Source organism: Tatumella sp. JGM118, assembly GCF_018257515.1.
Taxonomy (GTDB): domain Bacteria; phylum Pseudomonadota; class Gammaproteobacteria; order Enterobacterales; family Enterobacteriaceae; genus Tatumella; species Tatumella terrea.
This window is the reverse complement of record NZ_JAERJR010000005.1, coordinates 39,270-63,519: the sequence shown is the minus strand read 5'-3', so window position 1 is coordinate 63,519 and position 24,250 is coordinate 39,270. Positions and strand designations below refer to the sequence as shown.

Below are 24,250 nucleotides of genomic sequence, written 5' to 3'. Positions count from 1 at the left end.
CGTACTGTTCGAGGTTATCGATGGGTTCCCTGAAAAAACCAGAAATTCTGAATATCAAAGAGGTTGCCCGTTCCCGGCTATTTACTATCCAGCAGGTCGACCTGGAATTCAGTAACGGAGAGCGGCGGGCGTATGAGCGTATGAAACCTTCATCGAGGGAAGCCGTGATGATCCTCGCACTGGACGGTGATTCGGTGCTACTGATCGAAGAGTATGCGGTCGGTCTGGAGAGTTATGAACTGGGGTTTCCTAAAGGACTGATAGACCCGGGCGAAACTCCCCCGGAGGCGGCACAACGTGAACTGAAAGAAGAAGCCGGTTTTGGCGCACGGAATACCGAATTACTGGCCAGTCTGACGATGGCTCCTTCTTATTTCTCCAGCCGCATGAATATTATTGTTGCGCAGGATCTTTATCCGGAAAAACTGGAAGGTGATGAACCTGAACCCCTGGTCGTGCACCGCTGGCCGCTTAATAATCTGACTGGCTTGCTGGAAAAGCCCCAATTCAGTGAGGCCAGAAATATCAGTGCGCTGTTCCTGCTACGGGAATGGTTGATAAAGCACAATAAACTGCCTGGCTGATCATAACAAAAAGCCGGCAGTGCCGGCTTTTTTATCCCCTGAGCAGGGTCAATCAACAGGGCCCGGGCCGCGATAAACAGCGCCGGGCAACGACCATAAATGTCGCGGACCGAAGGTCTTATTGCTCCCGGTCCCTCCAATCCCCCGTCCCGGGGGATCTTGCGTAAGGAATGTCAGAACAGGTCGTGACTCTGGCCGTTATTGATGATTTCAGGGCTGGTATCCTGCACTGAATATTCGGTCGGTTCTGTGCCGGTAATAAAGTATTCCTGACGCGAATTAGCCCCGCCTTTAGACAGTTTTCCGGTGGTACGGTCAATAGTCACCGTGGTAATGCCTTCCGGTGGGACCAGTGGCTGCAGTGGTACACCCTCCAGAGCGACTTTCATATAGTCATCCCAGGCTGGCTGGGCGGTTTTAGCACCGCCTTCATACCCGGCGGCCTGATCTTTAATGGCTCCGGAATAAGTACTGCGGCCTAAATCTCTGCGGGCATCATCAAAGCCTATCCAGACCGAAGTGGCGATATCCGGGCCGAATCCGGAAAACCATGCATCTTTCGAATTGTTGGTGGTACCTGTTTTACCACCGATATCATTTCGTTTCAGGTCCCTGCCGGCACGCCAGCCTGTCCCTTGCCAGCCCGGTTCCCCGAAGACATTCGAGTTCAGAGCGCTCTTAATCAGGAAGGAGAGCTGAGTACTGATGACATGGGGCGCATATTGCTGATCTGTCACCGGCGGCACCAGGGGGTGTTCCAGATCCGTTTGTGGTGCAGAGGCATTCGCCGGGGCAACCGTGCCAGATTGCGCGACATTTTCAATACTTTCTTCGTTCAGTGCCGCTGATTTCGGGGTCTCGCCATAGATCACCGGAATATTGCATTGCGGACAGGCGATTTTCGGTTGTTCTTCAAAAACGGTATCCCCGCCATCATTGACAATCTTCTGAATAAACCATGGGTCAACTAGGAAACCGCCATTCGTCAGGGTGGCATAACCTCTGACAACCTGTAACGGCGTGAATGACGCCGCCCCCAGAGCCAGGGACTCCGTATGGACAATATTCTGCTCCGGAAAGCCCAGTCGTTGCAGGTACTTCACGGCATAATCCACACCCATCGCCCGCATCGCCCTGACCATCACCACGTTTTTAGACAACCCTAACCCCTGACGTAAACGGATAGGGCCGTCGTAAGTATTCGGTGAGTTATGAGGACGCCAGTCTGTACCGGCACCGGCATCCCAGCGGGAGATAGGCACATCATTCAGCAGAGTCGCTAATGTCAGACCTTTATCCATGGCTGCGGTGTACAGCAGTGGTTTGATGTTTGACCCGACCTGCCGTAAGGCCTGGGTGGCCCGGTTAAACATGCTCTGGTTAAAATCAAAGCCACCAACCAGCGCAATGATGGCACCGGTTTTGGAATTCAGCGAGACCAGCGCGGAATTCACATCCGGCACCTGTGCCAGCAGCCATTGGCTCTCTGTCTGACGTACCCAGATAAGCTGTCCCGGTTGCAGCACCTGGTTAACCGTCTGTGGGGTCGCGCCTTGCTGGGTATCTGTCTTAAACGGTCTTGCCCAGCGAACAGCGGCAAGGTCGAGCGACAACACTTTATCCCCTTTAAGGGTCACACTGGCAGTACTGGCGTTTGCGGCAGTGACGACGGCCGGGATGAGCGGGCCATACACCGGAAGTGTATTCAGCTCCCGGCTAATTTTTGCTGCATCCCAGGCATTATCGCCGGATTTCCATAACACCTTTTGTGGCCCGCGATAGCCATGACGCATATCGTAGTCGATAACGTTTTTCTGTACGGCAGCCTGAGCGGCGGTCTGTAACCGGCGTGTGATGGTGGTATAGACCTTAAATCCGTCGGTATACGCATTATCGCCGTAACGCTTCACCATCTCCTGGCGTACCATTTCGGTGATATACGGTGCGCTAAAGGCGACCTCCGGGCCATGGTAACTGGCATCGATCGCCTGTACCCTGGCGTCATCATACTGCTGACGTGTGATGTAATGCTGGTCCAGCATGCGCGACAGCACGACATTTCTGCGGGCCAGGGCACGATCCGGGGAATAGAGCGGATTAAAGGTTGACGGCGCTTTCGGTAGCCCGGCGATCATGGCCATCTCGCTCAATGTCAGTTGATCCACATTCTTACCAAAATAAACCTGCGCGGCCGCCCCGACACCATACGCACGATAGCCCAGGTAGATTTTATTCAGATAGAGTTCCAGAATTTCATCTTTACTCAGTAACTGCTCGATGCGTATTGCAAGAAAGGCTTCTTTGACCTTTCTCATGAACGTTTTTTCCGGGCTCAGGAAGAAATTACGCGCTAACTGCTGGGTGATCGTACTGGCCCCCTGAGAAGCATGGCCGGTCACCAGGGCGATACTGGCGGCGCGGAAGATCCCGACCGGGTCAATGCCGTGATGCTCGTAGAAACGGCTGTCTTCTGTGGCAATAAACGCTTTTACCATTTCAGGCGGGATTTGATTCAGCGTTAAGGGGACACGGCGTTTTTCGCCAAACTGAGCCATCAGCTCGCCGTCGGCACTGTAGACCTGCATCGGCGTTTGCAGCCGCACATCTTTCAGTGTGTTTACATCAGGCAGCTGTGGCTCAATATACTTATAGAGGCCATAGACAGAGCCGACTCCCAGAAATACGCAAAAAATTGCGAAAATAAATAAATACTTTAAGAACTTCACCTGAAATATCCCACCAAAGGTCAACTGCATAGTTTATAGACAATTTTGCCGTAGTATAAAGGCAAGAAGATTGGTTTGATACGTCATTTTGCGCAACAGACACAGCGGAGGTGTCATTTATGAATTTTCAGCGCTGGAATGTCGGGCTTGATATTCAGCCTGACTGTATTACAGCCCTCGGGGTACAGGCCCGCCGCACAGGTTGGCAATTGCGCCACTGGTGGCAGCACCGGTTACCTTCCACAGGCACCGGCACCCTGGATATCGAAGGGCAGCGGTCAGCCTTGTTATCTCTTCTGCATCAGTGGCGCCGGCTGTTACCCGGCCGGTTTTCGCTGCGGATCGGTTTACCTCCGCATCTCGTTTCCCGCCGTGAACTTACGTTGCCCATGGCCGCCATGTGTGAGCCGCAGCGCGGGCGTTATATCCGGGCCGCGGCACGCCGATGGTTTCCTGAAGGTACCGGACCTTTGGGACTTGATTACACCGCTGAACCGTTTTCTTCGGGGGGACTCACGGTGACGGTCGTCAATCAAAAGGTACTGGATCAGTGGCAGGCATTATTCCGACAGGCAGGACTGAACCCTGAGGTATTTGATCTCTCTCCGGCCAGTCTGGCGGTAATTATGGAAGCGCAGCAGCCGGAAAAAGACGGCATATTACTTCACTGCAGTGATGCCTTCTGGTTATGGGCTGCCCGCCGGCACGGGAAAATCAGCTACGGCTGGCAGTTTCGCCAGCAAGTCCCCGATGCGGACACCCTCTGTCGGCAGCAGTGCCCTGAGGCAGCCTTTCGTCTCTGTTGCGGAGACTCTCTCCGGCAGCCGCTGCCCGGCTTTACGTTATGCCATCCTCTGCGGATGATTGCCCATCGGTATCCGCCGTTACCGGCCAATGACAATGGTTATGTCCTGGCGACCGGTCTTGCTTTACGCCCGGAAGATAGCGTATGACCGGGGTGAATCTGTTGCCCTGGCGGGAAACGGCGATAAAACAACGGGCGCGCCACTGGGTCATTCGCTATAGCGTCTTGCTGATGGTGATCACTCTTCTTTGTACCGTGGGATATGTCATTCTGCGTGATCGGCTGCAGAAGATGCTTTTACTGGATGAGCATCAACAGCAACAGCAGTTACGGATAAACCAGCTCATTACCGAACAACAACAGCTGTCGCTGCGCCTGGATGATCTGAGGAAGAACAGGGAAGCCCGGCAGGTACAGCAGGAGCAACAATTGCAATGGCGTCGTTTCTGGGCTGACTTACCGGGACTAATGCCTGCCTCGGTCTGGTTATCCTCTGTCAGCCGTCAGAAAGGGGTACTCATTTTCCGAGGGCAGACTGACAGTGTTTCGCAACTAATACGATTTAACCGCCATCTGGCAGGACATCCGTTTTTATCCTCACCGTCTATTCAGGAATTGGTCACGGTAGCCGAAGGCGGATACCGCTTTACGCTTACGGCCCGTCTGCTCCCCGGACTCCACGGGAAGGAGGATGGTAATGCCTGAAGTTATACTTTCTTTTTTATACCGTCCACAGAGTCAGCAGTGGCTGCTGTTCGTTCTGCTTGGCATGGGCAGTCTGGTTGCAGAAGCAGCACTGCTGGATTTCCCAGCCTGGCGCCAGTGGCAGCGGAGTGAAGTCCGTTATCTTCAGCAATCGACCGTCCTGAACCAGAAACGGAAAAAACTGGCATCTCTGCCTTCACTGGTTCAACTGCGTGCTCTGTGCAGTCAGGCTATAGCGCCGGAGCCCCCGCGGATGACCCCCATGATGCTACTGGCCCGCACGAATGTCAGGGTCCGTCACTGGAAAAGTGGCTCTCCGGCACAGATACAGTTATGGCTGAACTGGCCGGAGGTTAAAGATATTTTCGGGCGTATTGCCTCACTGTCTCCGGCCTGGTCCGCCGGCGATTTTACTCTTGGTCGCCAGAAAGATGTGCTGGAAATGACACTGTGGTTGCAGACCGGTGACTAGAGCCTGGCTGTGGTGTCTTAGCCTGATACTCAGTGCAGCACAGGCCGAAGACCGGGACCCTTTTCAGCCTCCGGCAAGCCGTCCGCAATGTCAGTTACCGGAAAAATCCGGTGCTCGTAAATGGCGGCTGCAAGGGACTTTATCTGACCAGACTCACCAGGCCGCCTATATTACCGGCCCCGACGGCGGTCATTATTTTCTGCAGGTGGGGGAGTACCTGCCGGGAACCGCATGGAAAGCCGAAAGTATCCATCGTGGTAAAGTGTTGTTCCGCAATACCCCGGCGTGCGATAAGCCGTTTTGGCAATTATCACTGACCCGGGAGAGCCCCGATGAAGAGTAATAACCTGATATCGCTTCTTATTTTTTTTACAGGAATGGGGCAGGCGGTCGTGCCGGACTCTCCTGTGACACTGGACTTTGAGGAAACACCGGTTACGCGGATTTTCTATTATCTTGCCGCATTCCGAAACCTTAACCTGGTCATCGCCCCGGGCGTCACCGGGACGTTGTCTTTACGGTTGCACGATATTACCTGGCCCGGGGCGATATTACTGGTATCGGAAATGGCCGGAGTGAGGGCCGTCCTGGACGACAATATTTTGCGGGTTTTCCCGGAAATTCAGGATGAGGGTGGACGCCGGAACACGCGGGACCATCCGTCTTCACCGGTCATCACCCGACGTTTTACCCTGCGGAATACCGACGCCGCCTCGATAAAACCGCTACTGACGAGCGATAGCGCCGGCTTATTGAGTCCTGCAGGCCACATTAGTGCGAATACCCGGGCCAATATGCTGATTGTTCAGGACACTGCAGAGTCCGTCAGGAAAATCTCTGAATGGCTGGACAGTTATGATGTAGCTATCCCCCAGGTGGAAATCACGGCGCATATTATCACCATCAGTGAGGAAAGCTTACGCGAATTAGGGGTGGCGTGGGGGCAGCAAGGCGAACTCCTGCAGGCAGAGACGGGAGCACTCTCTGTGCTGAATATTCCGCTGGCAGTGACACCGGCATCCTTCACCGCAGGCATGACGCTGACACGAATGAATGGACAACTGTTGAGCCTTGAGTTGAGTGCACTTGAACAGGAACATCAGGCGGAAATTATCGCCAGTCCGCGTCTGATGACGTCACATGGTAGTATGGCGTCCATTAAACAGGGGACGGAAATACCTTATGTCGTCACCCAGGGAAAAGATGAAACAGCAACCGTTGAATTTAAAGAAGCCGTATTAGGAATGCAGATCACTCCGGAAGTGCTCGGGGGTGGAAATGTTCGCCTGACGATACAGCTCAGCCAGAATGTTCCGGGAAAGGCCCTGCAAAAAGGGAGTAACGTACCGATAAGTATCGATAAACAGGAAATCTCGACCCGGGTCACGGTACGTGATGGTCAGACCCTGGCTCTGGGCGGAATTTTTCAGCAAAATCAGAATAACCAGCGGAATAAGGTGCCAATCCTGGGAGATATACCGTTTTTTGGTCAATTATTTCGCCATGATTCACGTCAGCAGAATAAACGTGAACTTGTGATATTTATCACCCCGCGATTAATATTCCCCTGATCTCTCACTCTGAAATTGTCTGCTGACTGAATCCGCGTTGACGCGGCCGTGCATTTAGCATAAAAGATTGAGCGATTCTGTAAGTCCGGAGCCAAATACTGAAAAACAGATGTAGGATCAGGTTATCTTTGTGATTGCATGAATAATTGCCCGAAAAACAGGCAGACTATACAATCTCACCTTGCTCCGGAAGAGAAAGCTACTCCTGAGATCATTTAATTGGTTGCCAAACAGCCCAGAGTGTTGAGATAATTTTTCGTCTGACTCTTGTTAACGCTTATGAGGTCTCAGTTTCTGTCCCGACTGTCAGCAAGGCTGAACGCGGGGTATCATCAACGAATTCTTAGTAATACCGATAAAATGGCAGAGAAACGAAATATCTTTCTGGTTGGGCCTATGGGTGCCGGCAAAAGCACTATTGGTCGTCAGTTAGCTCAGCAACTCAATATGGAATTTTACGATTCCGATCAGGAAATTGAGCGACGTACCGGAGCTGATGTTGGCTGGGTATTTGATGTAGAAGGCGAGGATGGTTTTCGTGATCGTGAAGAAAAAATCATCAACGAGCTCACTGAAAAACAGGGAATTGTCCTGGCGACTGGCGGTGGCTCAGTAAAATCACGGGATACCCGTAATCGTCTTTCCGCCCGTGGTGTTGTTGTGTATCTGGAAACAACCATCGAAAAACAACTGGCACGGACACAGCGTGATAAACGGCGCCCGTTACTTCAGGTTGACTCTCCTCCGCGGGAAGTTCTGGAGGAATTGGCCGACGAACGTAATCCTTTGTATGAAGAAATTGCGGATGTGACCATCAGAACCGATGAGCAGAGTGCTAAAGTGGTCGCGAACCAGATTATTCATATGCTGGAAAGTAATTAATTTGTTAGCGTAAAACAGACTCAGTCGCAGGGTATCGATCATTATGGAGCAGATCTCGGTCTCACTTGAAGAACGTAGTTATCCGATTACCATAGCTGCAGGTTTATTTGATGACCCTGCTTCCTACTGGCCTCTCAGTGCCGGTGATACCGCGATGGTGGTGACCAATGAAACACTGGCACCACTCTATCTGACGTCTGTGACACAGAAACTCTCTGATGCAGGTATTGCGGTTGACCAGGTCATTCTGCCGGATGGCGAGCAGTACAAAACGCTGGATGTTCTGGAGCAGATATTTACCGCATTACTGAAAAAACCCCATGGCCGGGATACCACGCTGGTGGCTCTCGGGGGCGGGGTGATCGGTGATATGACCGGCTTTGCCGCGGCATGTTACCAACGGGGTGTCCGTTTTATTCAGATCCCGACCACCTTACTTTCACAGGTTGATTCCTCCGTCGGTGGAAAAACCGCAGTAAACCACCCGTTAGGTAAAAATATGATTGGGGCGTTTTATCAGCCCGCATCGGTCATTATTGATACCCGCTGTCTGAAAACGCTGCCGCTACGAGAGTTATCGTCCGGACTGGCGGAAGTCATTAAATACGGTATCATTCTGGATGCTGACTTTTTTGTATGGCTTGAACAGCATATGGAACAGCTGATGGCCCTGGATGAACCTACGATAGCCCGCTGTATTCGCCGTTGCTGTGAACTTAAAGCTGAAGTTGTTGCCGCTGATGAGCGGGAGTCCGGAGTCAGGGCGTTGCTGAATCTGGGGCACACCTTCGGGCACGCGATTGAAGCGCATATGGGCTATGGTAACTGGTTACACGGTGAAGCGGTGGCCGCCGGAATCGTGATGGCTGCGAAAACAGCCGAACGTTGTAATGGTTTTACCTCAGCCGAAACAGAGCGCATTATTGCGCTGCTGGCGCGGGCCGGACTACCGACCTGTGGACCGGCTGAAATGAGCGCAGAGCAATATCTGCCTCACATGCTGCGTGATAAAAAAGTACTGGGCGGAGAGTTGCGTCTGGTGCTGCCTTGTAAAACAGGGCAGGCAGAGGTGAGAAGTGGTGTAGCGCATGATATTGTTTTAGCGGCGATCAATGATTGTCAGCCAGGCTGATATAAGACATAGCTTGTTCTGCTGCACACAGGTAGCGGGATACTAACGGTTAAGCACGAGGTGGTTTAATGGATGAGTTCCAGCCGGAAGATGAGTTAAAACCTGACGCCAGTGATCGTCCTGCTGCGCGAACCCGTAAATCATCACCCAAGCCAAAGTTACCGAAACTACCGCAACTCCCGCAGTTACCGGTATCGAAGCAGCATATTATGATTGCTGTCGGTATTCTGGTTCTTCTGCTCCTCATCCTTGGCATTGGTGCCGCTCTGAAGGGTCCATCGCAGTCACCGGTAGCCGGAAACAGTTCCTCTGCGGGCGGAGAAGGGAAGTCTATTGACCTTTCCGGCTCTTCTGTGATGAGCAATACCCCGGGAACAGCTTCAGATGCGCCGCTACCGCCCGTTGCCGGCAGTGATACTGATATGTCATCTGCATCGTCTTCTGCGTCATCCGCGCCGGGTGTTCAGTCACAGCCTGATGCAGCGCAAAAGGATGTCAGCACTGACGGGACGGCCACACCGGTCGCCAGCCAGACAACATTACCGACCGCGCCAGCCACGCTGGGACTGAATGTAAAAAATAACGGCATGGTCCCGGGTAACCGTTCGGCCAATACTTCACCTTCTGTACCTTCTGTACCTTCTGTACCACACAGTGCAGTCCGGAAATCCCCTGCCAGCGAACGTAATGTCGCGGCGGAGCGTCGTGAGCGCGAGGCGCGCATAACCGAACAACGTCGCAGGGAAGAGCAGCGCCGTGTCACAGAACAACGACGTGTCGCTGAACAGCGTCGTGCCGCGGAATCCCGTCGCGTTGCTGAACATCCGGTGAAAGAAACACGCAAGCCGGTCACTGCTTCTGAACCGGTCATGCATGAATCGAAACCTGCCAGTGTGGCACGTAAAACTCCCCCTGAGGCTGTAGCACAGGTCCCTTCAGGTGAGTACACAATACAGTTGAGTGGTGCGACACACAGGGAGTCCCTGAACGCGTGGGCCAGACAACAAAACCTTACCGGTTACCATGTTTATGAAACGCAGCGTAACGGACAGCCATGGTATGTGTTAGTGAGTGGTTCTTATGCAACTTCTGCTGAAGCTAAACGTGCTATCAGTACCCTTCCTGAAGCTGTACGGGCGAAGAGTCCATGGGTTAAACCTTTAAGCCAGGTCAGGAAAGAGGCTGCTAAGTGATAATTATCGGGGCTGCAATGGGCAGCCCCACTGATAAGCGCAGATCTGCTGTCGGTCTATCCGCAGCCATTAATGAAATAATCTTTACTACGACAGCATGAAAAAACACCGCGCTTTCCTGAAGTGGGCAGGGGGAAAATACCACCTGCTGGATGATATTCGCCGATACTTACCTGAGGGTGATTGTTTAATCGAACCTTTTGTAGGTGCTGGTTCAGTATTTCTGAACACAGATTATAAAAGTTATCAGCTGGCTGATATCAATAGCGACCTGATTAATCTCTACAACATTATCAAGACGAACAGTGCGGCATTTATTGCAGATTCGCGCCGGTTGTTCACCGCGGAGTTTAATGACCCTGATGTCTATTATGCCCAGCGGATAATCTTTAATCAGAGCAGGGACCCTTATGAACGGGCTCTGTTATTCCTCTATCTGAACCGTCACGGTTATAACGGCTTGTGTCGCTATAACCTGAGCGGAGAGTTTAACGTGCCTTTTGGCCGTTACCGTAAGCCATATTTCCCTGAAGCCGAACTGTTATGGTTTGCCGAACGTGCACAGCAGGCGACTTTTGTTTGTCAGTCTTACAGCACAACAATGAGTCAGGCGCGCTCCGGGTCAGTCGTGTACTGTGACCCACCTTATGCACCGCTTTCGGCGACGGCAAATTTTACGGCTTACCATACGAACAGTTTTAATCTGGCTGAACAGGTACAGCTGGCCGAACTGGCGGCAAAACTGGCAAGGGAAAACGCAGTCCCTGTGTTAATCTCTAATCATGATACTGAGTTAACTCAGCAGTGGTACGGTGAGGCAGTAAAATATATCGTCAAGGCCCGCCGCTCTATCAGTCGTAATGTAAACGGGCGCACTAAGGTTAACGAATTACTGGCGCTTTACCGCTAAGCTGAGCATAGTCAGGTCTATTTCTCAGGTAATTTAACCGGGCACAACCCTCGGGAGAACAGAATGAAAGACTATTTGATAGCCCCCTCAATTTTGTCGGCTGATTTCGCCAGACTGGGAGAGGACACCGCAAAAGCACTGGCTGCCGGGGGAGACGTTGTTCATTTCGATGTAATGGATAACCATTACGTGCCCAACCTGACGATGGGACCGATGGTGCTGAAAGCGCTCCGTGATTACGGGATCACCGCCCCCATCGATGTTCATCTGATGGTGAAACCGGTAGATAGTCTGGTACCTGAATTTGCGAAGGCCGGTGCCAGCATTATCACTTTTCACCCGGAAGCATCAGAACATATTGACCGCACCTTACAGCTGATTAAAGAACATGGCTGCAAAGCCGGCCTGGTATTTAACCCGGCAACACCGCTGAACTATCTCGATTACGTCATGGATAAGATTGATGTGGTGCTGTTGATGTCGGTGAACCCTGGCTTTGGTGGTCAGAGTTTTCTCCCTTCGACACTGAATAAACTCCGTGATGTGCGTAAACGTATCGACCATAGTGGCTTTGATATTCGCCTGGAAGTGGACGGCGGAGTAAAAACGGACAATATTGCTCAGATTGCCGCGGCCGGAGCGGATATGTTTGTTGCCGGTTCCGCGATTTTTGGTCAGCCTGACTATAAAAAAGTGATCGAAGAGATGCGTCGGGAACTGGAGAGTGCCAATGGGTCATTTCACTGATATTCGGGCCCTGGCATTCGATCTCGACGGTACGCTGACTGACAGCATCCCTGGTCTTGCTGAAGCCATCAATCTCACGCTGAAAACCCTGAGTTTTCCTGCTGCCAGCGTTGACCAGATCACGACCTGGGTCGGAAACGGAGCCGATGTTCTGGTGGAACGCGCCCTGACGCACGCCCTGGGTCGTACGCCCACAGCCACCGACTTCGGGCAAGCCCGTCAGTTATTTGCTAGTTATTATGCACAAACGGCTGAACATGGCAGTGCCTTGTTCCCGGCGGTAGAAGAAACCCTGCGCACATTACATCAGCAGCCACTGCCGATGGCCATTGTGACCAACAAACCGACGCCATTTGTTGCACCCCTGCTGGAATCTCTGGGAATTGCTGACATGTTTTCACTGGTCATCGGCGGGGATGATGTGGTGGTGAAAAAACCGCATCCGGCGGCAATTTACCTCGTTCTGGGTAAATTCGGGCTGCATCCGCATGAGTTATTGTTTGTTGGTGATTCAAAAAATGATATTCAGGCAGCGAAGTCTGCAGGTGTCCCCTGTGCTGGCCTGACCTATGGATATAACTATGGTGAGCCTATCGCGGACAGTAAGCCGGATAGAGTATTGAATTCGTTTGACCAACTTTTGCCCGCACTTGGGCTGTAAGGAATCAGGAAGAAATTTATGAGTAAACCCATTGTTTTTAGTGGCGCACAGCCTTCAGGTGAACTAACCATTGGTAATTACATGGGGGCTCTTCGTCAATGGGTACAGATGCAGGATGATTACCATTGCATCTACTGTATTGTTGACCAGCACGCCATTACCGTCCGTCAGGATCCGCAAGCGCTGCATAAGGCAACGCTGGATACCCTGGCACTGTACCTGGCCTGTGGCATTGATCCTGAAAAGTCGACCATATTTGTCCAGTCTCATGTACCGGAACATGCGCAGCTCTCCTGGTTACTGAACTGCTACACCTATTTTGGTGAGCTGAGTCGCATGACACAGTTCAAAGATAAATCTTCCCGTTATGCTGAGAATATTAACGCCGGTCTTTTCGACTATCCGGTGTTAATGGCCGCAGACATCCTGCTTTACCAGACCAACCAGGTGCCGGTAGGCGAAGATCAGAAACAACACCTTGAATTAAGCCGGGATATTGCTCAGCGCTTTAATGCTATTTATGGTGATATCTTTCGCATTCCGGAGCCTTTTATTCCGAAATCAGGTGCGCGCGTGATGTCTCTGCTGGAACCGACCCGTAAAATGTCTAAGTCGGATGAGAACCGAAATAACGTGATCGGCCTGCTGGAAGATCCAAAGTCGGTCGTGAAGAAGATTAAACGTGCGGTGACCGACTCGGATGAGCCACCGGTGGTTCGTTATGATGTGAAAAACAAAGCCGGTGTTTCTAACCTGCTGGATATTCTCTCCGGTGTTACCGGTCAGTCTATTCCTGAGCTGGAAGAGGAATTCAGCGGTAAAATGTATGGCCATCTGAAAGGCGCGGTAGCCGACGCCGTTGCCGGAATGGTTGGCGAGCTACAACAGCGCTTCGAACACTATCGTAACGATGAAGCCTTGCTGAATAAGATCATGCAGGAAGGCGCGGAGAAGGCCAGCAGCAGAGCCCGTGAAACGCTGGATAAGGTATATCAGGCGGTAGGTTTTGTGGCCCGTCCTCAGTAAGGCACACCCTACAGTCATACCGTAATAAAAACCAAAAAAGCCACCGTCAGGTGGCTTTTTTGTCAGAAAACGCCGGCGTCCCGGCGTCGGAGCGTTCCGCTGTGATGATTAGCGGGTTGCAGGCGTGCTATGCAGCCGGTGTCTGGTTACAAATCCTAGGCCGATACACAGGATAAACACGACCGCATACAGGCCATTGGCCGTCAGCAGCGCAGCATGTGGTCCGCTGTGTTCTACGATAGGGCTGGTCACAACAAAGGTCAGCATTGTACCGATGGTACCGCAGGTCAGAATAAAGTTAACCAGCTTCGGTGAGGATACTCTGGTCTGCTGCGATCCCAATGTAATAATGGTGGTATAGATGGCACTTGAGAAAAAGCCTAAGGCCATAATAATCAGGTGCAGCATCGGGACTTCCTGAGCATGAGTAAACCAGTACATCAGCAGCGTTGCCAGAGCCGTGATCACAACCAGGATTTTCTGCAGGTCGAAGAAACGCAGTACGATACTGAACACCCACATACCCACCATATATGCCGTCCAGAAATTACCTACCAGCTGGCCGGCATCAGAAATCTGCATCCCCATATTTTTAGTCGCATACTCCGGTACCCAGGAAATAAAGCCCAGCTGTCCCAGAATGTAGCAGAGTGCAGCCAGTGCCAGCAAAAACACGCCGCTTCCCCATTTTTCTTTTCCGGCCTGTTCCTGGCGGCTGCTTTTGGTCAGTACCGGGAATTCCATCATCAGTGTGAGCACGAAGATAACTACGTAGAGGAGCCCGATACAGCAATATACCCAGTACCAGGGCAGGTGACGGGCCAGAATGATACCCGCGATGATAGGGAACAGAGTTCCTGCCATACTGAAGAAGGAATCCGTGAACAGCAGGCGTGAGCCGCGCTGACGACCTTCATACAGATGAGTGATCAGGAAGGTACCAATCGACATGGTAATACCGCTAACCACCCCAAGGACAAACATACAGACGGAGAATAGTGCAATGCTGTGCCCGGAGACCAGTCCTGCAATAGCCAGCAGCATCAGTATAAAGCCAAAAATCAGCTGGCGTTTCAGAGGAATGATTTCCATCAGCCAGGCATTCAGGAAAATAGCAGCCAGAATCCCGGTATTAAGAAACGTGAACGTATTACTCATGCTGGACACCGGCACATTGAAGTACCGGGCAATATCATCCATGACCATCCCTGTCACGATCACTAATGCACCCGTCAGTGCATAAGAAAAAAAGCTAATCCAGGTCAGGCCAATTCTGTTGGTCTTTGTCATTGTCGACACCCTAATAATAAGAGAAGTACTAGTTATAACGGCACAGCTGAAGAGTGAACCGTGATCTTCAAAAATAATCAATGCAATATCATACCTTTATTGCATTTAATGTGTGATGTGCTTCAAATGTTTATCCGTGCAGAGTGATCTTTTCCTGCGGTTAACAGAGTCATCGCCGGGTAAACGTCTGGTTCTTACCCGTTTATATCACTACAATTACCCGGATTTTTTGCGCTATCTATCTAACCAGGGAGTTTTTATGTTGAAACGTACTTTGGCGACAGCTTTCACTTTGTTAGCTCTCTCTTCTGTCTCTGTGTCGGCACTGGCCGATACTCATGTATTACTGACAACGACGGCAGGTAATATTGAGCTGGATCTTAATGATCAGAAAGCACCGGTGAGCGTTAAGAATTTTGTCAGCTACGTCAATAGTGGCTTTTATAACAATACTATTTTTCATCGGGTGATCCCGGGCTTCATGATCCAGGGCGGCGGGTTCACGGCAGACATGCAGCAGAAAACCGCAGGTGCTCCTATCCGTAATGAAGCTGACAATGGATTACCGAACGTTCGTGGGACCATCGCCATGGCACGTACTGCAGATAAAGACAGTGCAACCAGTCAGTTCTTTATCAATGTGGCGGACAATGCATTCCTGAATCATGGTCAGCGCGATTTCGGATATGCGGTCTTTGGCCGGGTGGTGAAGGGGATGGATATTGTGGATAAAATTTCTCAGGTAGCCACCTCGTCGAACGGCCCTTACGAGAATGTTCCGGCTAAACCGATTGTGATCACTTCAGCGAAAGTATTACCGTAGTCAGATGCGCTCAGTGGAATACACGATCATTCCACTGACTTCATTCCGGTCCCCCTCTCTTCCGGCATCTGCAGAGAGGGGGACCATCGTGTTTATGCCGACCCCGTCCTTCACCCGGTAACTGTCAGACAGAGATTACTTTCATGCTGCTCCTCATCGATAATTACGACTCCTTCACCTGGAATTTATTCCAGTATTTTAGCCTGACCGGAGTGGATGTCCGGGTAGTACGTAATGACGCGATAACGATTGAAGAGATGTGCCAGTTACCCCTGACACATCTGGTGATTTCTCCCGGCCCCTGTACACCGGATCAGTCCGGGGTTTCAATGGCTGCCATTCGTCACTTTGCCGGTAAAATTCCTATTCTCGGGGTCTGTCTGGGACATCAGGCGATAGTCCGCGTCTTTGGTGGTAAGGTGGTCCGTGCGCGTCAGCCGATACACGGTAAAACATCAGCGATTATCCATCGTGGTATCGGTGTCTTCCGGCAGCTGAAGAATCCGTTATCGGTAACACGATATCACTCCCTGATCGCCGAGCGAGCCTCATTGCCGGATTGTCTGGAAATCACTGCCTGGACGGAGATCAACGGTGAGCCTGACGAAATCATGGGTATCAGACACAAAACACTGCCTGTGGAAGGCGTACAGTTTCATCCCGAAAGTATTCTGAGTGAGCAGGGGGTGGAATTATTGAAAAATTTTGTGAGTCAGGCCGGGTAAAGATTGCCTTTAAATGATTTTTTATGCATATTTTATGGATTATTATTTAATCGGTCAGTGAATCAATCAGGCGGGAAAGAATATGGCACAAGAGAAAATGGCAGTGACACGGGAAACCTTTGATCAGGTTATTTTGCCGGTTTATGCACCGGCGAAGTTTGTTCCGGTCAGGGGGGAAGGTAGCCGGGTCTGGGATCAACAGAATAAAGAGTATGTCGATTTTTCCGGCGGTATTGCGGTAACCGCACTCGGCCACTGTCATCCGGCACTGGTGAATACACTAAAAGTGCAGGGCGAAACATTATGGCATACCAGTAATGTGTTCACCAATGAACCGGCACTGCGTTTAGCCAGCAAGCTTATCTCGGCAACTTTTGCGGAGCGGGTGTTCTTTGCTAACTCAGGGGCTGAAGCGAACGAAGCCGCCTTTAAACTGGCCCGCTACTATGCCTCCGTCCGCCATAGCCCGTACAAAACTAAAATTATTGCCTTCCACCATGCCTTTCACGGCCGGACGTTGTTCACGGTCACTGTCGGAGGACAACCTAAATATTCCGACGGTTTTGGTCCTAAACCGGCCGATATTGTCCATGTGCCTTTTAATGACCTCGATGCGGTAAAAGCCGTGATTGATGATCATACCTGTGCGATCGTTCTGGAACCTATTCAGGGTGAAGGAGGCATTACGCCGGCAACGCCAGAATTTATGCAGGGATTACGCGAACTGTGCGATCAGCATCAGGCTTTGCTGGTGATGGATGAAGTGCAGAGCGGGATGGGACGCAGCGGGAAACTCTTCGCGTATGAACACTATGGCGTGAAACCGGATATCCTGACAACCGCAAAAGCTCTGGGAGGGGGGTTCCCTGTCAGTGCGATGCTGACCACACAGGAAATTGCTTCTGCAATGACTCCGGGGACTCACGGGACAACTTATGGCGGAAACCCACTGGCCTGTGCGATTGCAGAAACCGCACTGGATATCATCAATACACCGGAAGTCCTTGCGGGAGTGGAACAACGCCGCCAATGGTTTTATGAAGAACTGGAGAAAATTAACCAGCGCTTCTCTGTATTTACCGAAATCCGCGGTAAAGGATTACTGATCGGTGCAGAACTGAAAGATGAGTATAAAGCGAAAGCACGGGATCTTTTGCACGCAGCAGCAGAGCAAGGTGTGATGATCCTGACAGCCGGTAACGGTGTCATTCGTTTTGCACCTTCACTGGTCATTACGGAGCAGGACATTCGTGAAGGAATGACCCGGTTCGCGGCGGCTGCAGAGACGCTTTTTGGCTGAGACGGCAGATAATCAGGAGACAGCGATATGGCTGTCCCCTGATTTATTTATGGCTGTTTTTTCTGCTCAGCAGCCATTGACCATGATGAGGACGCTGACGCCAGACCAGTGCGGAAATCGTCCGCATCACCTTCAGATGACTTAATATCTGGTTCAGTTGCCGCTCCACAATGGTGACCGGGCCCAGAGGTATTTTAACCTCTTCATCCATGACATTTCTGCTGTGATCTCCCTCGCTGTGAAAATCGAGCCGTTGCTGACATTGCTGCAAGGCCACTTCGCAGGATTGCAGATACCTTTCCGCCAGGTCCGGTGTCAGCATCGTATGTTCACGTGACAGAGTCGTCAGCACGTTAATATGCTCCACAATAAACTGACTGTGTGTCACCCAGAGATGCATTTCGCTAAGGTATTCGGTATCAAAACCTGGCTCCTGCATTGCCTGGTTCAGGGAACTGAACAGTGCATTATGTTGCTGGTTTGCTTTTATCCGGATGGCTTCGGCGGCTTCTGCCCCGGGGGAGGGGCCGAGAAGGATCTGCAGCGCTTTCTGGTAGGTGGACAAGACATCCTGTGCATTTTTCCTCAGCAGCGCACTCTGCCACTGAGGCCACAGCCATAGCATGCCCGCGAAAGAAATCAGGCAACCGAGCAGTGTGTCCAGCAGGCGTGGTACCAGAAAGTGCGCACCGTTCAGCGCGAGCAGTTGCAGACTGTACACGGCGGTCACCGTAGTACCGATGGTGGCCCAGCCATAGTATTGTCGCGAGAACAAATTGCTGAACAGAGTAAGCAGCAGCATGGTCAGTAAAATGGCGGGTTCCGGGGTCGCGAGCTGTAAAGAGAGTGCAGCAATAATCAGTCCGGCAAATGTCCCTAAGGCCCGGTGCTGTATCCTCACGCGGGTCGCGTTGTAACTGTTCTGGCTGACCAGAATGATGGTCATCAGTACCCAGTAAGGTTTGGGCATGTTTAATGATAGCGCAAGGGTACTGGCCACCAGCAGCATCACCGAAAAGCGTCCGGCAGTGCGTAATGCCGTCGACTTCAGTGACAGATAACTGCGTAATGCACTCAGGAAAGGTAGCCGGCGTTGACTGTCCGCCATGAGATCACGGCGGTAAAGCGGAGCCCGTGACTGCAGTACTTTTGCAATTTTCGAGAAGTGATATCCGAAGAATGTTCCCACCGGATTGTCCGGGTATTCGCGGGCAACGTTTTGCAGCGCAGCCAGCGATTCTCCCATCGAAAAATGCCCCGGGATTTGATGATAAAGAATATTATCCGCCGTGCTCCTAAGCTGCGCACAGATTTCATCGGCATTCTGTTTAATGATCGCGGCTGAACCACTTTTTATGATTAAGGCACGAACATCGTCGGTTTCACCCAGTGTGACGGAAATATGTTCCTGTAAATCTTCGGCCATAATAAAGGAACGGATCAGATATTTCTCGCGGCTGTTTTTTTCGGCAGACAACATATGGATCTGCTGATACGCGGTAGTGATCAAATCGACGATTTTTTGCTGCCGGTTTAACAACGCAGGCAGTGCCTTTTCCGTATCTTCCGGTTCTGCTGTGGTTAGCAGATGATATTTATCTTCGCAATAGCTCGCCAGCGCCCGATACAGCAGACTTAATGTTTCACGTAGCGGCTGATCCTTCGATAATCTGAACCAGAACCAGTTAAACAGTCCGTACCACAGTGTACCGCCGCCATACAGTAACGGTGGTCCCCATAAAGGCATTCGCCCTGTCAGGCTAAGTGTGAACGTCATGGCGATCAGCGCACCGGGTAATAACCGGCCATACAGGGGACTGATCTCTCCGCATACCCCAATCAGTAACGGCAGGGTGAAAACGATAAAGGGGAGCGGTACATGCCGTATTAACAGCCACTGCAGCAGAAAACTGCTCACAGCAAACAGTGTTCCCCCGAGGAGGATCCGTTCAAAGAAACGACGGTGAGGGGTATCCAGTCCGGCGATATTGCAGCAGGCAGGGATAAGGGAAAACAGTAATCCTTTCTGCAGGTTACCGGTAAGTCCACCGATCAAAACCGGCAGAAAAACGACCAGTGTCTGGCGCAGGGCATAGTTAACTTCGGGATGATAAATCAGTCGGCGCCACATCGGAATACAATCGCTGATAAAAAGTAAAACAGGACACGGTAGCGGGATGCTACCGTGTAGATGGCAGGTTAACGGGTTCCGTAGACGACAATCGTCTTACCGTGAGCAGAAATAAGATTCTGATCTTCCAGCATTTTAAGAATTCGCCCAACCGTCTCCCGTGAGCAGCCGACAATTTGTCCGATTTCCTGACGGGTAATTTTAATCTGCATTCCGTCCGGATGCGTCATCGCGTCTGGCTGGCGGGCTAAATTCAGTAACGTCTGGGCAATACGGCCTGTCACGTCAAGAAACGCCAGGTTACCGACTTTTTCGGAAGTTACCTGTAACCGGCGTGCCATCTGTGAAGATAAACGCATCAGAATTTCCGGGTTCACCTGAATGAGTTGTCGGAATTTTTTATAGGAAATTTCCGCAACCTCACATGCCACTTTGGCACGCACCCAGGCGCTGCGTTCCTGACCTTCTTCAAAAAGCCCCAGTTCACCAATGAAATCTCCCTGGTTAAGATAAGAAAGGATCATCTCTTTTCCTTCTTCATCCTTAATTAAAACAGCCACGGAGCCTTTCACAATATAGTACAGGGTTTCGGCTTTCTCACCCTGGTGGATAAGGGTACTTTTGGAAGGATACTTATGAATATGACAATGGGACAGGAACCATTCGAGTGTAGGGTCTGTTTGTGGTTTACCGAGAACCATTCTCTTTTATCCTCTGTTGTAATCGTGCCATAAATACAGGGGTAAGCTCCTGCCAGGCAAGGAAGTCATAGGGTATTTTTATTGGCAATTACCGCAGAAAAGCAGATTTTGTTCTGGATTTTTCTACCGTTTCACCATAGTTGTAATCTGATAAAAAAATGTCTCACCCTTTGTTTGTAGCACACACTGGCGCAACTGTCTCCTGTTGTATGTTCAGACTTTAACGAATGACAGCAGATTGCTGTTTGTACTCTGAAGGAGTAATCTGAAGCCTGTTTTTTCAGAGTTGAGAGTAAGCATAATGCAGGCACGCGTAAAATGGGTTGAGGGACTCAGCTTTATCGGAGAATCGGCTTCCGGACATCAGGTTCTGATGGATGGCAATTCAGGTGATAAAGCGCCGAGTCCGATGGAAATGGTGCTGATGGCTACCGGCGGTTGCAGCGCAATCGATGTGGTATCTATCCTGCAAAAGGGGCGTCAGGATGTGGTGGACTGTGAAGTCAAACTGACCTCTGAACGTCGTGAAGAAGCACCCCGTTTATTTACGCATATTAATCTGCATTTTGTCGTCACGGGTCGCAATCTGACTGATGCGGTGGTTGAGCGAGCTGTCACGTTATCTGCCGATAAATACTGCTCAGTGGCACTGATGCTGGGTAAAGGTGCGGAGATTACGCATAGCTTTGAGGTGGTAAGCCTCTGATACGCGTTTGAGTGCCGTCATGGCACTCAATGTTGTCTACTGAAACTGCTTCTCTTCCATTAATCGCTTCACCAGCGGTGTCATGATCAACTCCATTGCCAGTCCCATCTTCCCGCCCGGTACGACCAGCGTATTAATGTGCGAAATAAAAGACCCCTGAATCATCGCCAGCAGGTAGGGGAAGTTAATGGCTTCCAGCCCCCGGAAATGAATGACCACAAAACTTTCATCTAATGACGGGATGGTTTTGGCGGCAAAAGGGTTAGAGGTATCGACCGTCGGTACCCGTTGAAAGTTGATATGGGTACGGGAGAATTGCGGCGTGATGTAGTTAATATAGTCATCCATGGAGCGAACTACCGAGTCCATGACCGCTTCACGGGAGTGGCTTCGTTCGCGCGTATCCCTGACCAGTTTTTGAATCCATTCCAGGTTAACAATCGGGACGACACCGACCATCAGATCCACTTTATCTGCCACATTGTGCTGGTCCGTGACAATCCCGCCATGTAATCCTTCGTAAAATAAAACATCGGTATTATCAGGCAAAGGTTGCCAGGGCGTAAACGTGCCCGGGATCTGTTTCCAGGGAACGGCTTCATCATAAGTATGCAGATACTTACGGGAGCGACCGGTCCCCTGAGTACCGTACTCAATGAAGGTGTGTTCCAGCATCGCGAAATCGTTAGCCTCGGGACCAAAATAACTGATATGGCGACCGGAATCTCTGGCTTTGCGGATGGCCACATCCATCTCCGGACGACTATAACGGTGAAAGCTATCCCCCTCAATTTCGGCGGCCTGGATATTAAGCTGCTGGAAGATTTTTCTGAATGCCAGACTGGTCGTGGTGGTCCCGGCACCGCTTGAGCCTGTGACGGCAATGATTGGATGTCTGGCTGACATGAGGCTGTGCTCCCTGAACTCGTTCGGCTGACTGCATTGTTAGCATGTCTGCCGGAGTCTGTCATCACTCAGGTGAGCAGAATTTATCTGTTCTGTCTGAAGGTACTGGCTTGCATTAAGGATACCGATTCGTTCAGTTCAGACCAGACCACCACGATTTCACCGGCTGTCAGCTGGCGATGAATATCCTGCGTTTTTTCTTCCAGCGTTCGTTCTTCCTCACCATAGTCGGTGCCTTCACGCAGGACAAACGATTCGATCAGGTTATTCAGAGTCTCAGGGTTGAGTTGTTGCCACGGAATAATCATGCTTTTTTATCCAGCCAGGTCGAGAGCCATTGAGGGATCCGTTTCTCCAGCCACATGACCGGACGGGTTAATGTTCCGCTGACAAAACCGACATGCCCGCCATATTGGCTGAGCTGGTAGGTAATGCTGGGCGACAGATGCTCCGGATTCGGGATAACGTCCGGCACCATAAAAGGGTCATCCCGTGCATGGATAATCAGCAGAGGTTTTTCAACGCCAGAAAGCAGGGGCATGCCACTGGCCCGGCGGTAATAGTCGGTCGCATCGGCAAAGCCATGTATCTTCGAGGTCACCTCGTCATCGAAATCACGTAACCGGTGGATTTTCTTCAAACGTTCAGGAGAAACCGACAGTAATTCCGGGTAGGCTTTCATTTTCCGCCGAGCGCTCTTCTTCAGTTGTGACAACAGGTAAAACTGATAAAAGCGTGAGAAGCCTTGTTCCAGTTTTGAACTGCAGGGTTCAAGCATTAGCGGGGCAGAAACGATGACGCCGGCATCCAGCAGGCAATCACTTCCCTGAGATCCCATCAGACAGGCCAGCATGTTACCGCCAAGCGAGAATCCGACGGCGGCCGTAGGCACCTTCCCATAGGTATCCTGTAACCACTGCAGAAAGTAGCTGGCATCGCCGATTTCACCGGAATGATAGCTTTGCGTCATACGATTAGGGGCTTTACCGCACCCGCGAAAATGCATGACAACCCCCAGCCATCCCTGTTTTTTAATCGCAGAGAGCAGGCCATGGGCATAAGGGCTGTTAATACTGCCTTCCAGGCCATGAAAAATCACGGCACGAGGTTTATGGCGTGCACGTTCCGGGTCTTCGCTCCAGGCAAGATCGACAAAATCACCATCAGGTAATTCCAGTCTCTGCCAGCAGGGTTTGATCCGGACGATACGTCTCAGGATCCTGGGCAGGAGCGTCTGAAGGTGAGGGTTCTTCAGTTGAGCAATCGGTGTGAAATGCTCATCCGGGGTACGACAATTATTCATGTTGTCGGGACTTGTCTGATCCATAACTCACTGTATAGTTTAAACGGTTTAATTTCATCCTGAGACAGGAAAGGTGCCACGCATGGAAATGGGGTTATTTCTTTCACTACTTGGCTTCCTATGGGTTGCCGCAATAACACCTGGCCCTAATAATATGTTACTTACTGCATCCGGTGCCAACGTTGGTTTTGTTCGCAGTCTCCCGCTCATGCTTGGCATCATGCTGGGTATGCAAATAATGTTGCTGCTGGTCGCTTTTGGTATCGGCGGCCTTATTCTGATTTATCCGGCGCTGCACTTATTGCTCAAAATTGCGGGCAGTCTCTATTTACTCTGGCTTTCATGGAAAATCGGCAGCGCCCCCTATGAAGTTCTTGAGGTAGACCCTTCTCCGGACAGCGGGAAAGCCATGCCATTCTGGCAGGGAGGTCTGCTGCAGCTGATCAATCCTAAAGCCTGGTTGATGTCATTAGGCGCCGTTGCCAGCTTCAGCCTTGCCGGAGCAGAATATCGTTCGTCTGTACTGGCCATCAGTTTTGCGATGTTTCTGGTCAACCTTGTGGCCGGTATCATTTGGCTGGGCTTTGGGACGATGATTGGCCGCTGGCTTAAAAGCCCGCAGGCATGGAAAATCTTTAATGTCTTTATGGGGCTGCTTACCGCATCCTGTGTCATTCTGATCTGGCTTTAGACACCCATCGCCCCGGCAGGCTTTCCTGCCATGGCTCAGCGGAGATAACGGCCTGAGCCAGTATATCAGGGGATTGTATGCTGATAATGCAGAATATTCCCTGAAAACCCGGCGACAAATTTATTGTTTTCCCGGCAGACAGGCAAGTCTTTATTCATCGAACCGGCTGAATAGTTAACAGCACCGGCTGGCGTAATGCGTAGCCGGCAGCTGTCCGTGCTATCATGTTTGACTCACCCGGGATCACAGACTCCCGGTGT

The 24,250-nt window shown here is 51.2% G+C and carries 25 protein-coding genes; 18 read left to right on the top strand and 7 right to left on the bottom strand.

What is annotated here, in order from left to right:
- The first annotated feature begins 20 nt into the window (after nucleotides 1-20).
- Complete coding sequence (nudE, locus tag JK223_RS07215) at nucleotides 21-584, top strand: ADP compounds hydrolase NudE (RefSeq protein ID WP_212713523.1); 564 nt, start codon at nucleotides 21-23, stop codon at nucleotides 582-584.
- 173 nt (nucleotides 585-757) lie between these two features.
- On the opposite strand, the gene mrcA is transcribed toward nudE, so the two are convergent.
- Complete coding sequence (gene mrcA, locus JK223_RS07210; protein WP_212713522.1) at nucleotides 758-3,310, bottom strand: peptidoglycan glycosyltransferase/peptidoglycan DD-transpeptidase MrcA; 2,553 nt, start codon at nucleotides 3,308-3,310, stop codon at nucleotides 758-760.
- A 119-nt stretch (nucleotides 3,311-3,429) separates the two neighbouring features.
- Between mrcA and JK223_RS07205 the strand changes: the two genes are divergently transcribed.
- The 12 genes from JK223_RS07205 to trpS all read left to right on the top strand — a co-directional run bounded on the left by JK223_RS07205 (nucleotide 3,430) and on the right by trpS (nucleotide 13,414).
- Entirely contained in the window at nucleotides 3,430-4,263 is an 834-nt protein-coding gene (locus JK223_RS07205; RefSeq protein ID WP_212713521.1) for a pilus assembly protein, read from the top strand.
- Nucleotides 4,260-4,820 (top strand): PilN domain-containing protein, encoded by a 561-nt coding sequence (locus JK223_RS07200; protein ID WP_212713520.1) that lies wholly within the window; start codon nucleotides 4,260-4,262, stop codon nucleotides 4,818-4,820. The genes JK223_RS07205 and JK223_RS07200 overlap by 4 nt, the downstream gene beginning before the upstream one ends.
- Nucleotides 4,813-5,292, top strand: a complete 480-nt coding sequence (locus JK223_RS07195) for a hypothetical protein (protein WP_212713519.1) — start codon at nucleotides 4,813-4,815, stop codon at nucleotides 5,290-5,292. Before JK223_RS07200 ends, JK223_RS07195 begins: the two co-directional genes overlap by 8 nt.
- Entirely contained in the window at nucleotides 5,285-5,635 is a 351-nt protein-coding gene (locus tag JK223_RS07190) for a DNA utilization family protein (protein ID WP_212713518.1), read from the top strand. Before JK223_RS07195 ends, JK223_RS07190 begins: the two co-directional genes overlap by 8 nt.
- Nucleotides 5,625-6,863 (top strand): type IV pilus secretin PilQ, encoded by a 1,239-nt coding sequence (gene pilQ / locus JK223_RS07185; RefSeq protein ID WP_212713517.1) that lies wholly within the window; start codon nucleotides 5,625-5,627, stop codon nucleotides 6,861-6,863. The genes JK223_RS07190 and pilQ overlap by 11 nt, the downstream gene beginning before the upstream one ends.
- Nucleotides 6,864-7,223: 360 nt before the next feature.
- Nucleotides 7,224-7,745 (top strand): shikimate kinase AroK, encoded by a 522-nt coding sequence (gene aroK / locus JK223_RS07180; RefSeq protein ID WP_025901488.1) that lies wholly within the window; start codon nucleotides 7,224-7,226, stop codon nucleotides 7,743-7,745.
- 43 nt (nucleotides 7,746-7,788) lie between these two features.
- Nucleotides 7,789-8,877, top strand: coding sequence for a 3-dehydroquinate synthase (gene aroB / locus JK223_RS07175; RefSeq protein ID WP_212713516.1), 1,089 nt, complete (start codon nucleotides 7,789-7,791; stop codon nucleotides 8,875-8,877).
- Nucleotides 8,878-8,945: 68 nt separating this feature from the next.
- On the top strand, nucleotides 8,946-10,070 hold the full coding sequence (locus tag JK223_RS07170; protein WP_212713515.1) for an SPOR domain-containing protein: 1,125 nt from the start codon (nucleotides 8,946-8,948) through the stop codon (nucleotides 10,068-10,070).
- 97 nt (nucleotides 10,071-10,167) lie between these two features.
- Nucleotides 10,168-10,980: an adenine-specific DNA-methyltransferase gene (gene dam, locus JK223_RS07165; RefSeq protein WP_212713514.1), complete on the top strand. Its 813-nt coding sequence runs from the start codon at nucleotides 10,168-10,170 to the stop codon at nucleotides 10,978-10,980.
- 63 nt (nucleotides 10,981-11,043) lie between these two features.
- Nucleotides 11,044-11,727 (top strand): ribulose-phosphate 3-epimerase, encoded by a 684-nt coding sequence (rpe, locus tag JK223_RS07160; RefSeq protein WP_025901484.1) that lies wholly within the window; start codon nucleotides 11,044-11,046, stop codon nucleotides 11,725-11,727.
- Nucleotides 11,711-12,388: a phosphoglycolate phosphatase gene (locus tag JK223_RS07155; protein ID WP_212713513.1), complete on the top strand. Its 678-nt coding sequence runs from the start codon at nucleotides 11,711-11,713 to the stop codon at nucleotides 12,386-12,388. Before rpe ends, JK223_RS07155 begins: the two co-directional genes overlap by 17 nt.
- Before the next feature lie 18 nt (nucleotides 12,389-12,406).
- A complete protein-coding gene (gene trpS, locus JK223_RS07150) occupies nucleotides 12,407-13,414 on the top strand; it encodes a tryptophan--tRNA ligase (protein WP_212713512.1) in 1,008 nt (335 codons plus the stop codon).
- A gap of 108 nt (nucleotides 13,415-13,522) precedes the next feature.
- Here the strand turns inward: trpS and tsgA are convergent, their stop codons facing one another.
- Complete coding sequence (gene tsgA / locus JK223_RS07145) at nucleotides 13,523-14,704, bottom strand: MFS transporter TsgA (RefSeq protein ID WP_212713511.1); 1,182 nt, start codon at nucleotides 14,702-14,704, stop codon at nucleotides 13,523-13,525.
- A 259-nt stretch (nucleotides 14,705-14,963) separates the two neighbouring features.
- Between tsgA and ppiA the strand changes: the two genes are divergently transcribed.
- The 3 genes from ppiA to JK223_RS07130 all read left to right on the top strand — a co-directional run bounded on the left by ppiA (nucleotide 14,964) and on the right by JK223_RS07130 (nucleotide 17,552).
- Nucleotides 14,964-15,527 (top strand): peptidylprolyl isomerase A, encoded by a 564-nt coding sequence (ppiA, locus tag JK223_RS07140; protein ID WP_212713510.1) that lies wholly within the window; start codon nucleotides 14,964-14,966, stop codon nucleotides 15,525-15,527.
- A gap of 143 nt (nucleotides 15,528-15,670) precedes the next feature.
- Nucleotides 15,671-16,252 (top strand): aminodeoxychorismate/anthranilate synthase component II, encoded by a 582-nt coding sequence (locus tag JK223_RS07135; protein ID WP_212713509.1) that lies wholly within the window; start codon nucleotides 15,671-15,673, stop codon nucleotides 16,250-16,252.
- Nucleotides 16,253-16,334: 82 nt separating this feature from the next.
- The gene (locus tag JK223_RS07130; RefSeq protein WP_212713508.1) at nucleotides 16,335-17,552 is read left to right on the top strand and encodes an aspartate aminotransferase family protein; all 1,218 of its coding nucleotides are present in this window, start codon (nucleotides 16,335-16,337) and stop codon (nucleotides 17,550-17,552) included.
- 43 nt (nucleotides 17,553-17,595) lie between these two features.
- Here the strand turns inward: JK223_RS07130 and JK223_RS07125 are convergent, their stop codons facing one another.
- Complete coding sequence (locus JK223_RS07125; RefSeq protein ID WP_212713507.1) at nucleotides 17,596-19,683, bottom strand: YccS/YhfK family putative transporter; 2,088 nt, start codon at nucleotides 19,681-19,683, stop codon at nucleotides 17,596-17,598.
- Nucleotides 19,684-19,751: 68 nt separating this feature from the next.
- Nucleotides 19,752-20,384, bottom strand: a complete 633-nt coding sequence (gene crp / locus JK223_RS07120; RefSeq protein ID WP_038016546.1) for a cAMP-activated global transcriptional regulator CRP — start codon at nucleotides 20,382-20,384, stop codon at nucleotides 19,752-19,754.
- Nucleotides 20,385-20,685: 301 nt separating this feature from the next.
- Between crp and JK223_RS07115 the strand changes: the two genes are divergently transcribed.
- Nucleotides 20,686-21,090 carry an OsmC family protein gene (locus JK223_RS07115; RefSeq protein WP_212713506.1) on the top strand — a complete coding sequence of 135 codons (405 nt, stop codon included), beginning with the start codon at nucleotides 20,686-20,688 and terminating at the stop codon, nucleotides 21,088-21,090.
- 36 nt (nucleotides 21,091-21,126) lie between these two features.
- Here JK223_RS07115 and JK223_RS07110 read toward each other — a convergent pair whose 3' ends face one another.
- The 3 genes from JK223_RS07110 to JK223_RS07100 form a co-directional block, all read right to left on the bottom strand.
- Complete coding sequence (locus JK223_RS07110; RefSeq protein WP_212713505.1) at nucleotides 21,127-21,996, bottom strand: phosphoribulokinase; 870 nt, start codon at nucleotides 21,994-21,996, stop codon at nucleotides 21,127-21,129.
- Nucleotides 21,997-22,079: 83 nt separating this feature from the next.
- Nucleotides 22,080-22,304: a YheU family protein gene (locus tag JK223_RS07105; protein WP_025901473.1), complete on the bottom strand. Its 225-nt coding sequence runs from the start codon at nucleotides 22,302-22,304 to the stop codon at nucleotides 22,080-22,082.
- Nucleotides 22,301-23,323, bottom strand: coding sequence for a hydrolase (locus tag JK223_RS07100; protein ID WP_212713504.1), 1,023 nt, complete (start codon nucleotides 23,321-23,323; stop codon nucleotides 22,301-22,303). Before JK223_RS07100 ends, JK223_RS07105 begins: the two co-directional genes overlap by 4 nt.
- A 58-nt stretch (nucleotides 23,324-23,381) precedes the next feature.
- On the opposite strand from JK223_RS07100, the gene JK223_RS07095 reads away from it, so the two are divergent.
- On the top strand, nucleotides 23,382-23,990 hold the full coding sequence (locus JK223_RS07095; RefSeq protein ID WP_212713503.1) for a LysE family translocator: 609 nt from the start codon (nucleotides 23,382-23,384) through the stop codon (nucleotides 23,988-23,990).
- Nucleotides 23,991-24,250: the final 260 nt, after the last annotated feature.

Coding starts and splice junctions, on each gene's coding strand:
- JK223_RS07095 (WP_212713503.1), top strand. CDS start 23,382: ATGGAAATGGGGTTATTTCTTTCACTACTTGGCTTCCTATGGGTTGCC.
- ppiA (WP_212713510.1), top strand. CDS start 14,964: ATGTTGAAACGTACTTTGGCGACAGCTTTCACTTTGTTAGCTCTCTCT.
- JK223_RS07200 (WP_212713520.1), top strand. CDS start 4,260: ATGACCGGGGTGAATCTGTTGCCCTGGCGGGAAACGGCGATAAAACAA.
- dam (WP_212713514.1), top strand. CDS start 10,168: ATGAAAAAACACCGCGCTTTCCTGAAGTGGGCAGGGGGAAAATACCAC.
- JK223_RS07115 (WP_212713506.1), top strand. CDS start 20,686: ATGCAGGCACGCGTAAAATGGGTTGAGGGACTCAGCTTTATCGGAGAA.
- JK223_RS07125 (WP_212713507.1), bottom strand. CDS start 19,683: ATGTGGCGCCGACTGATTTATCATCCCGAAGTTAACTATGCCCTGCGC.
- JK223_RS07110 (WP_212713505.1), bottom strand. CDS start 21,996: ATGTCAGCCAGACATCCAATCATTGCCGTCACAGGCTCAAGCGGTGCC.
- aroB (WP_212713516.1), top strand. CDS start 7,789: ATGGAGCAGATCTCGGTCTCACTTGAAGAACGTAGTTATCCGATTACC.
- JK223_RS07205 (WP_212713521.1), top strand. CDS start 3,430: ATGAATTTTCAGCGCTGGAATGTCGGGCTTGATATTCAGCCTGACTGT.
- JK223_RS07135 (WP_212713509.1), top strand. CDS start 15,671: ATGCTGCTCCTCATCGATAATTACGACTCCTTCACCTGGAATTTATTC.
- JK223_RS07170 (WP_212713515.1), top strand. CDS start 8,946: ATGGATGAGTTCCAGCCGGAAGATGAGTTAAAACCTGACGCCAGTGAT.
- rpe (WP_025901484.1), top strand. CDS start 11,044: ATGAAAGACTATTTGATAGCCCCCTCAATTTTGTCGGCTGATTTCGCC.
- nudE (WP_212713523.1), top strand. CDS start 21: ATGGGTTCCCTGAAAAAACCAGAAATTCTGAATATCAAAGAGGTTGCC.
- trpS (WP_212713512.1), top strand. CDS start 12,407: ATGAGTAAACCCATTGTTTTTAGTGGCGCACAGCCTTCAGGTGAACTA.
- crp (WP_038016546.1), bottom strand. CDS start 20,384: ATGGTTCTCGGTAAACCACAAACAGACCCTACACTCGAATGGTTCCTG.
- tsgA (WP_212713511.1), bottom strand. CDS start 14,704: ATGACAAAGACCAACAGAATTGGCCTGACCTGGATTAGCTTTTTTTCT.
- JK223_RS07155 (WP_212713513.1), top strand. CDS start 11,711: ATGGGTCATTTCACTGATATTCGGGCCCTGGCATTCGATCTCGACGGT.
- aroK (WP_025901488.1), top strand. CDS start 7,224: ATGGCAGAGAAACGAAATATCTTTCTGGTTGGGCCTATGGGTGCCGGC.
- JK223_RS07195 (WP_212713519.1), top strand. CDS start 4,813: ATGCCTGAAGTTATACTTTCTTTTTTATACCGTCCACAGAGTCAGCAG.
- JK223_RS07130 (WP_212713508.1), top strand. CDS start 16,335: ATGGCACAAGAGAAAATGGCAGTGACACGGGAAACCTTTGATCAGGTT.
- pilQ (WP_212713517.1), top strand. CDS start 5,625: ATGAAGAGTAATAACCTGATATCGCTTCTTATTTTTTTTACAGGAATG.
- JK223_RS07105 (WP_025901473.1), bottom strand. CDS start 22,304: ATGATTATTCCGTGGCAACAACTCAACCCTGAGACTCTGAATAACCTG.
- JK223_RS07100 (WP_212713504.1), bottom strand. CDS start 23,323: ATGGATCAGACAAGTCCCGACAACATGAATAATTGTCGTACCCCGGAT.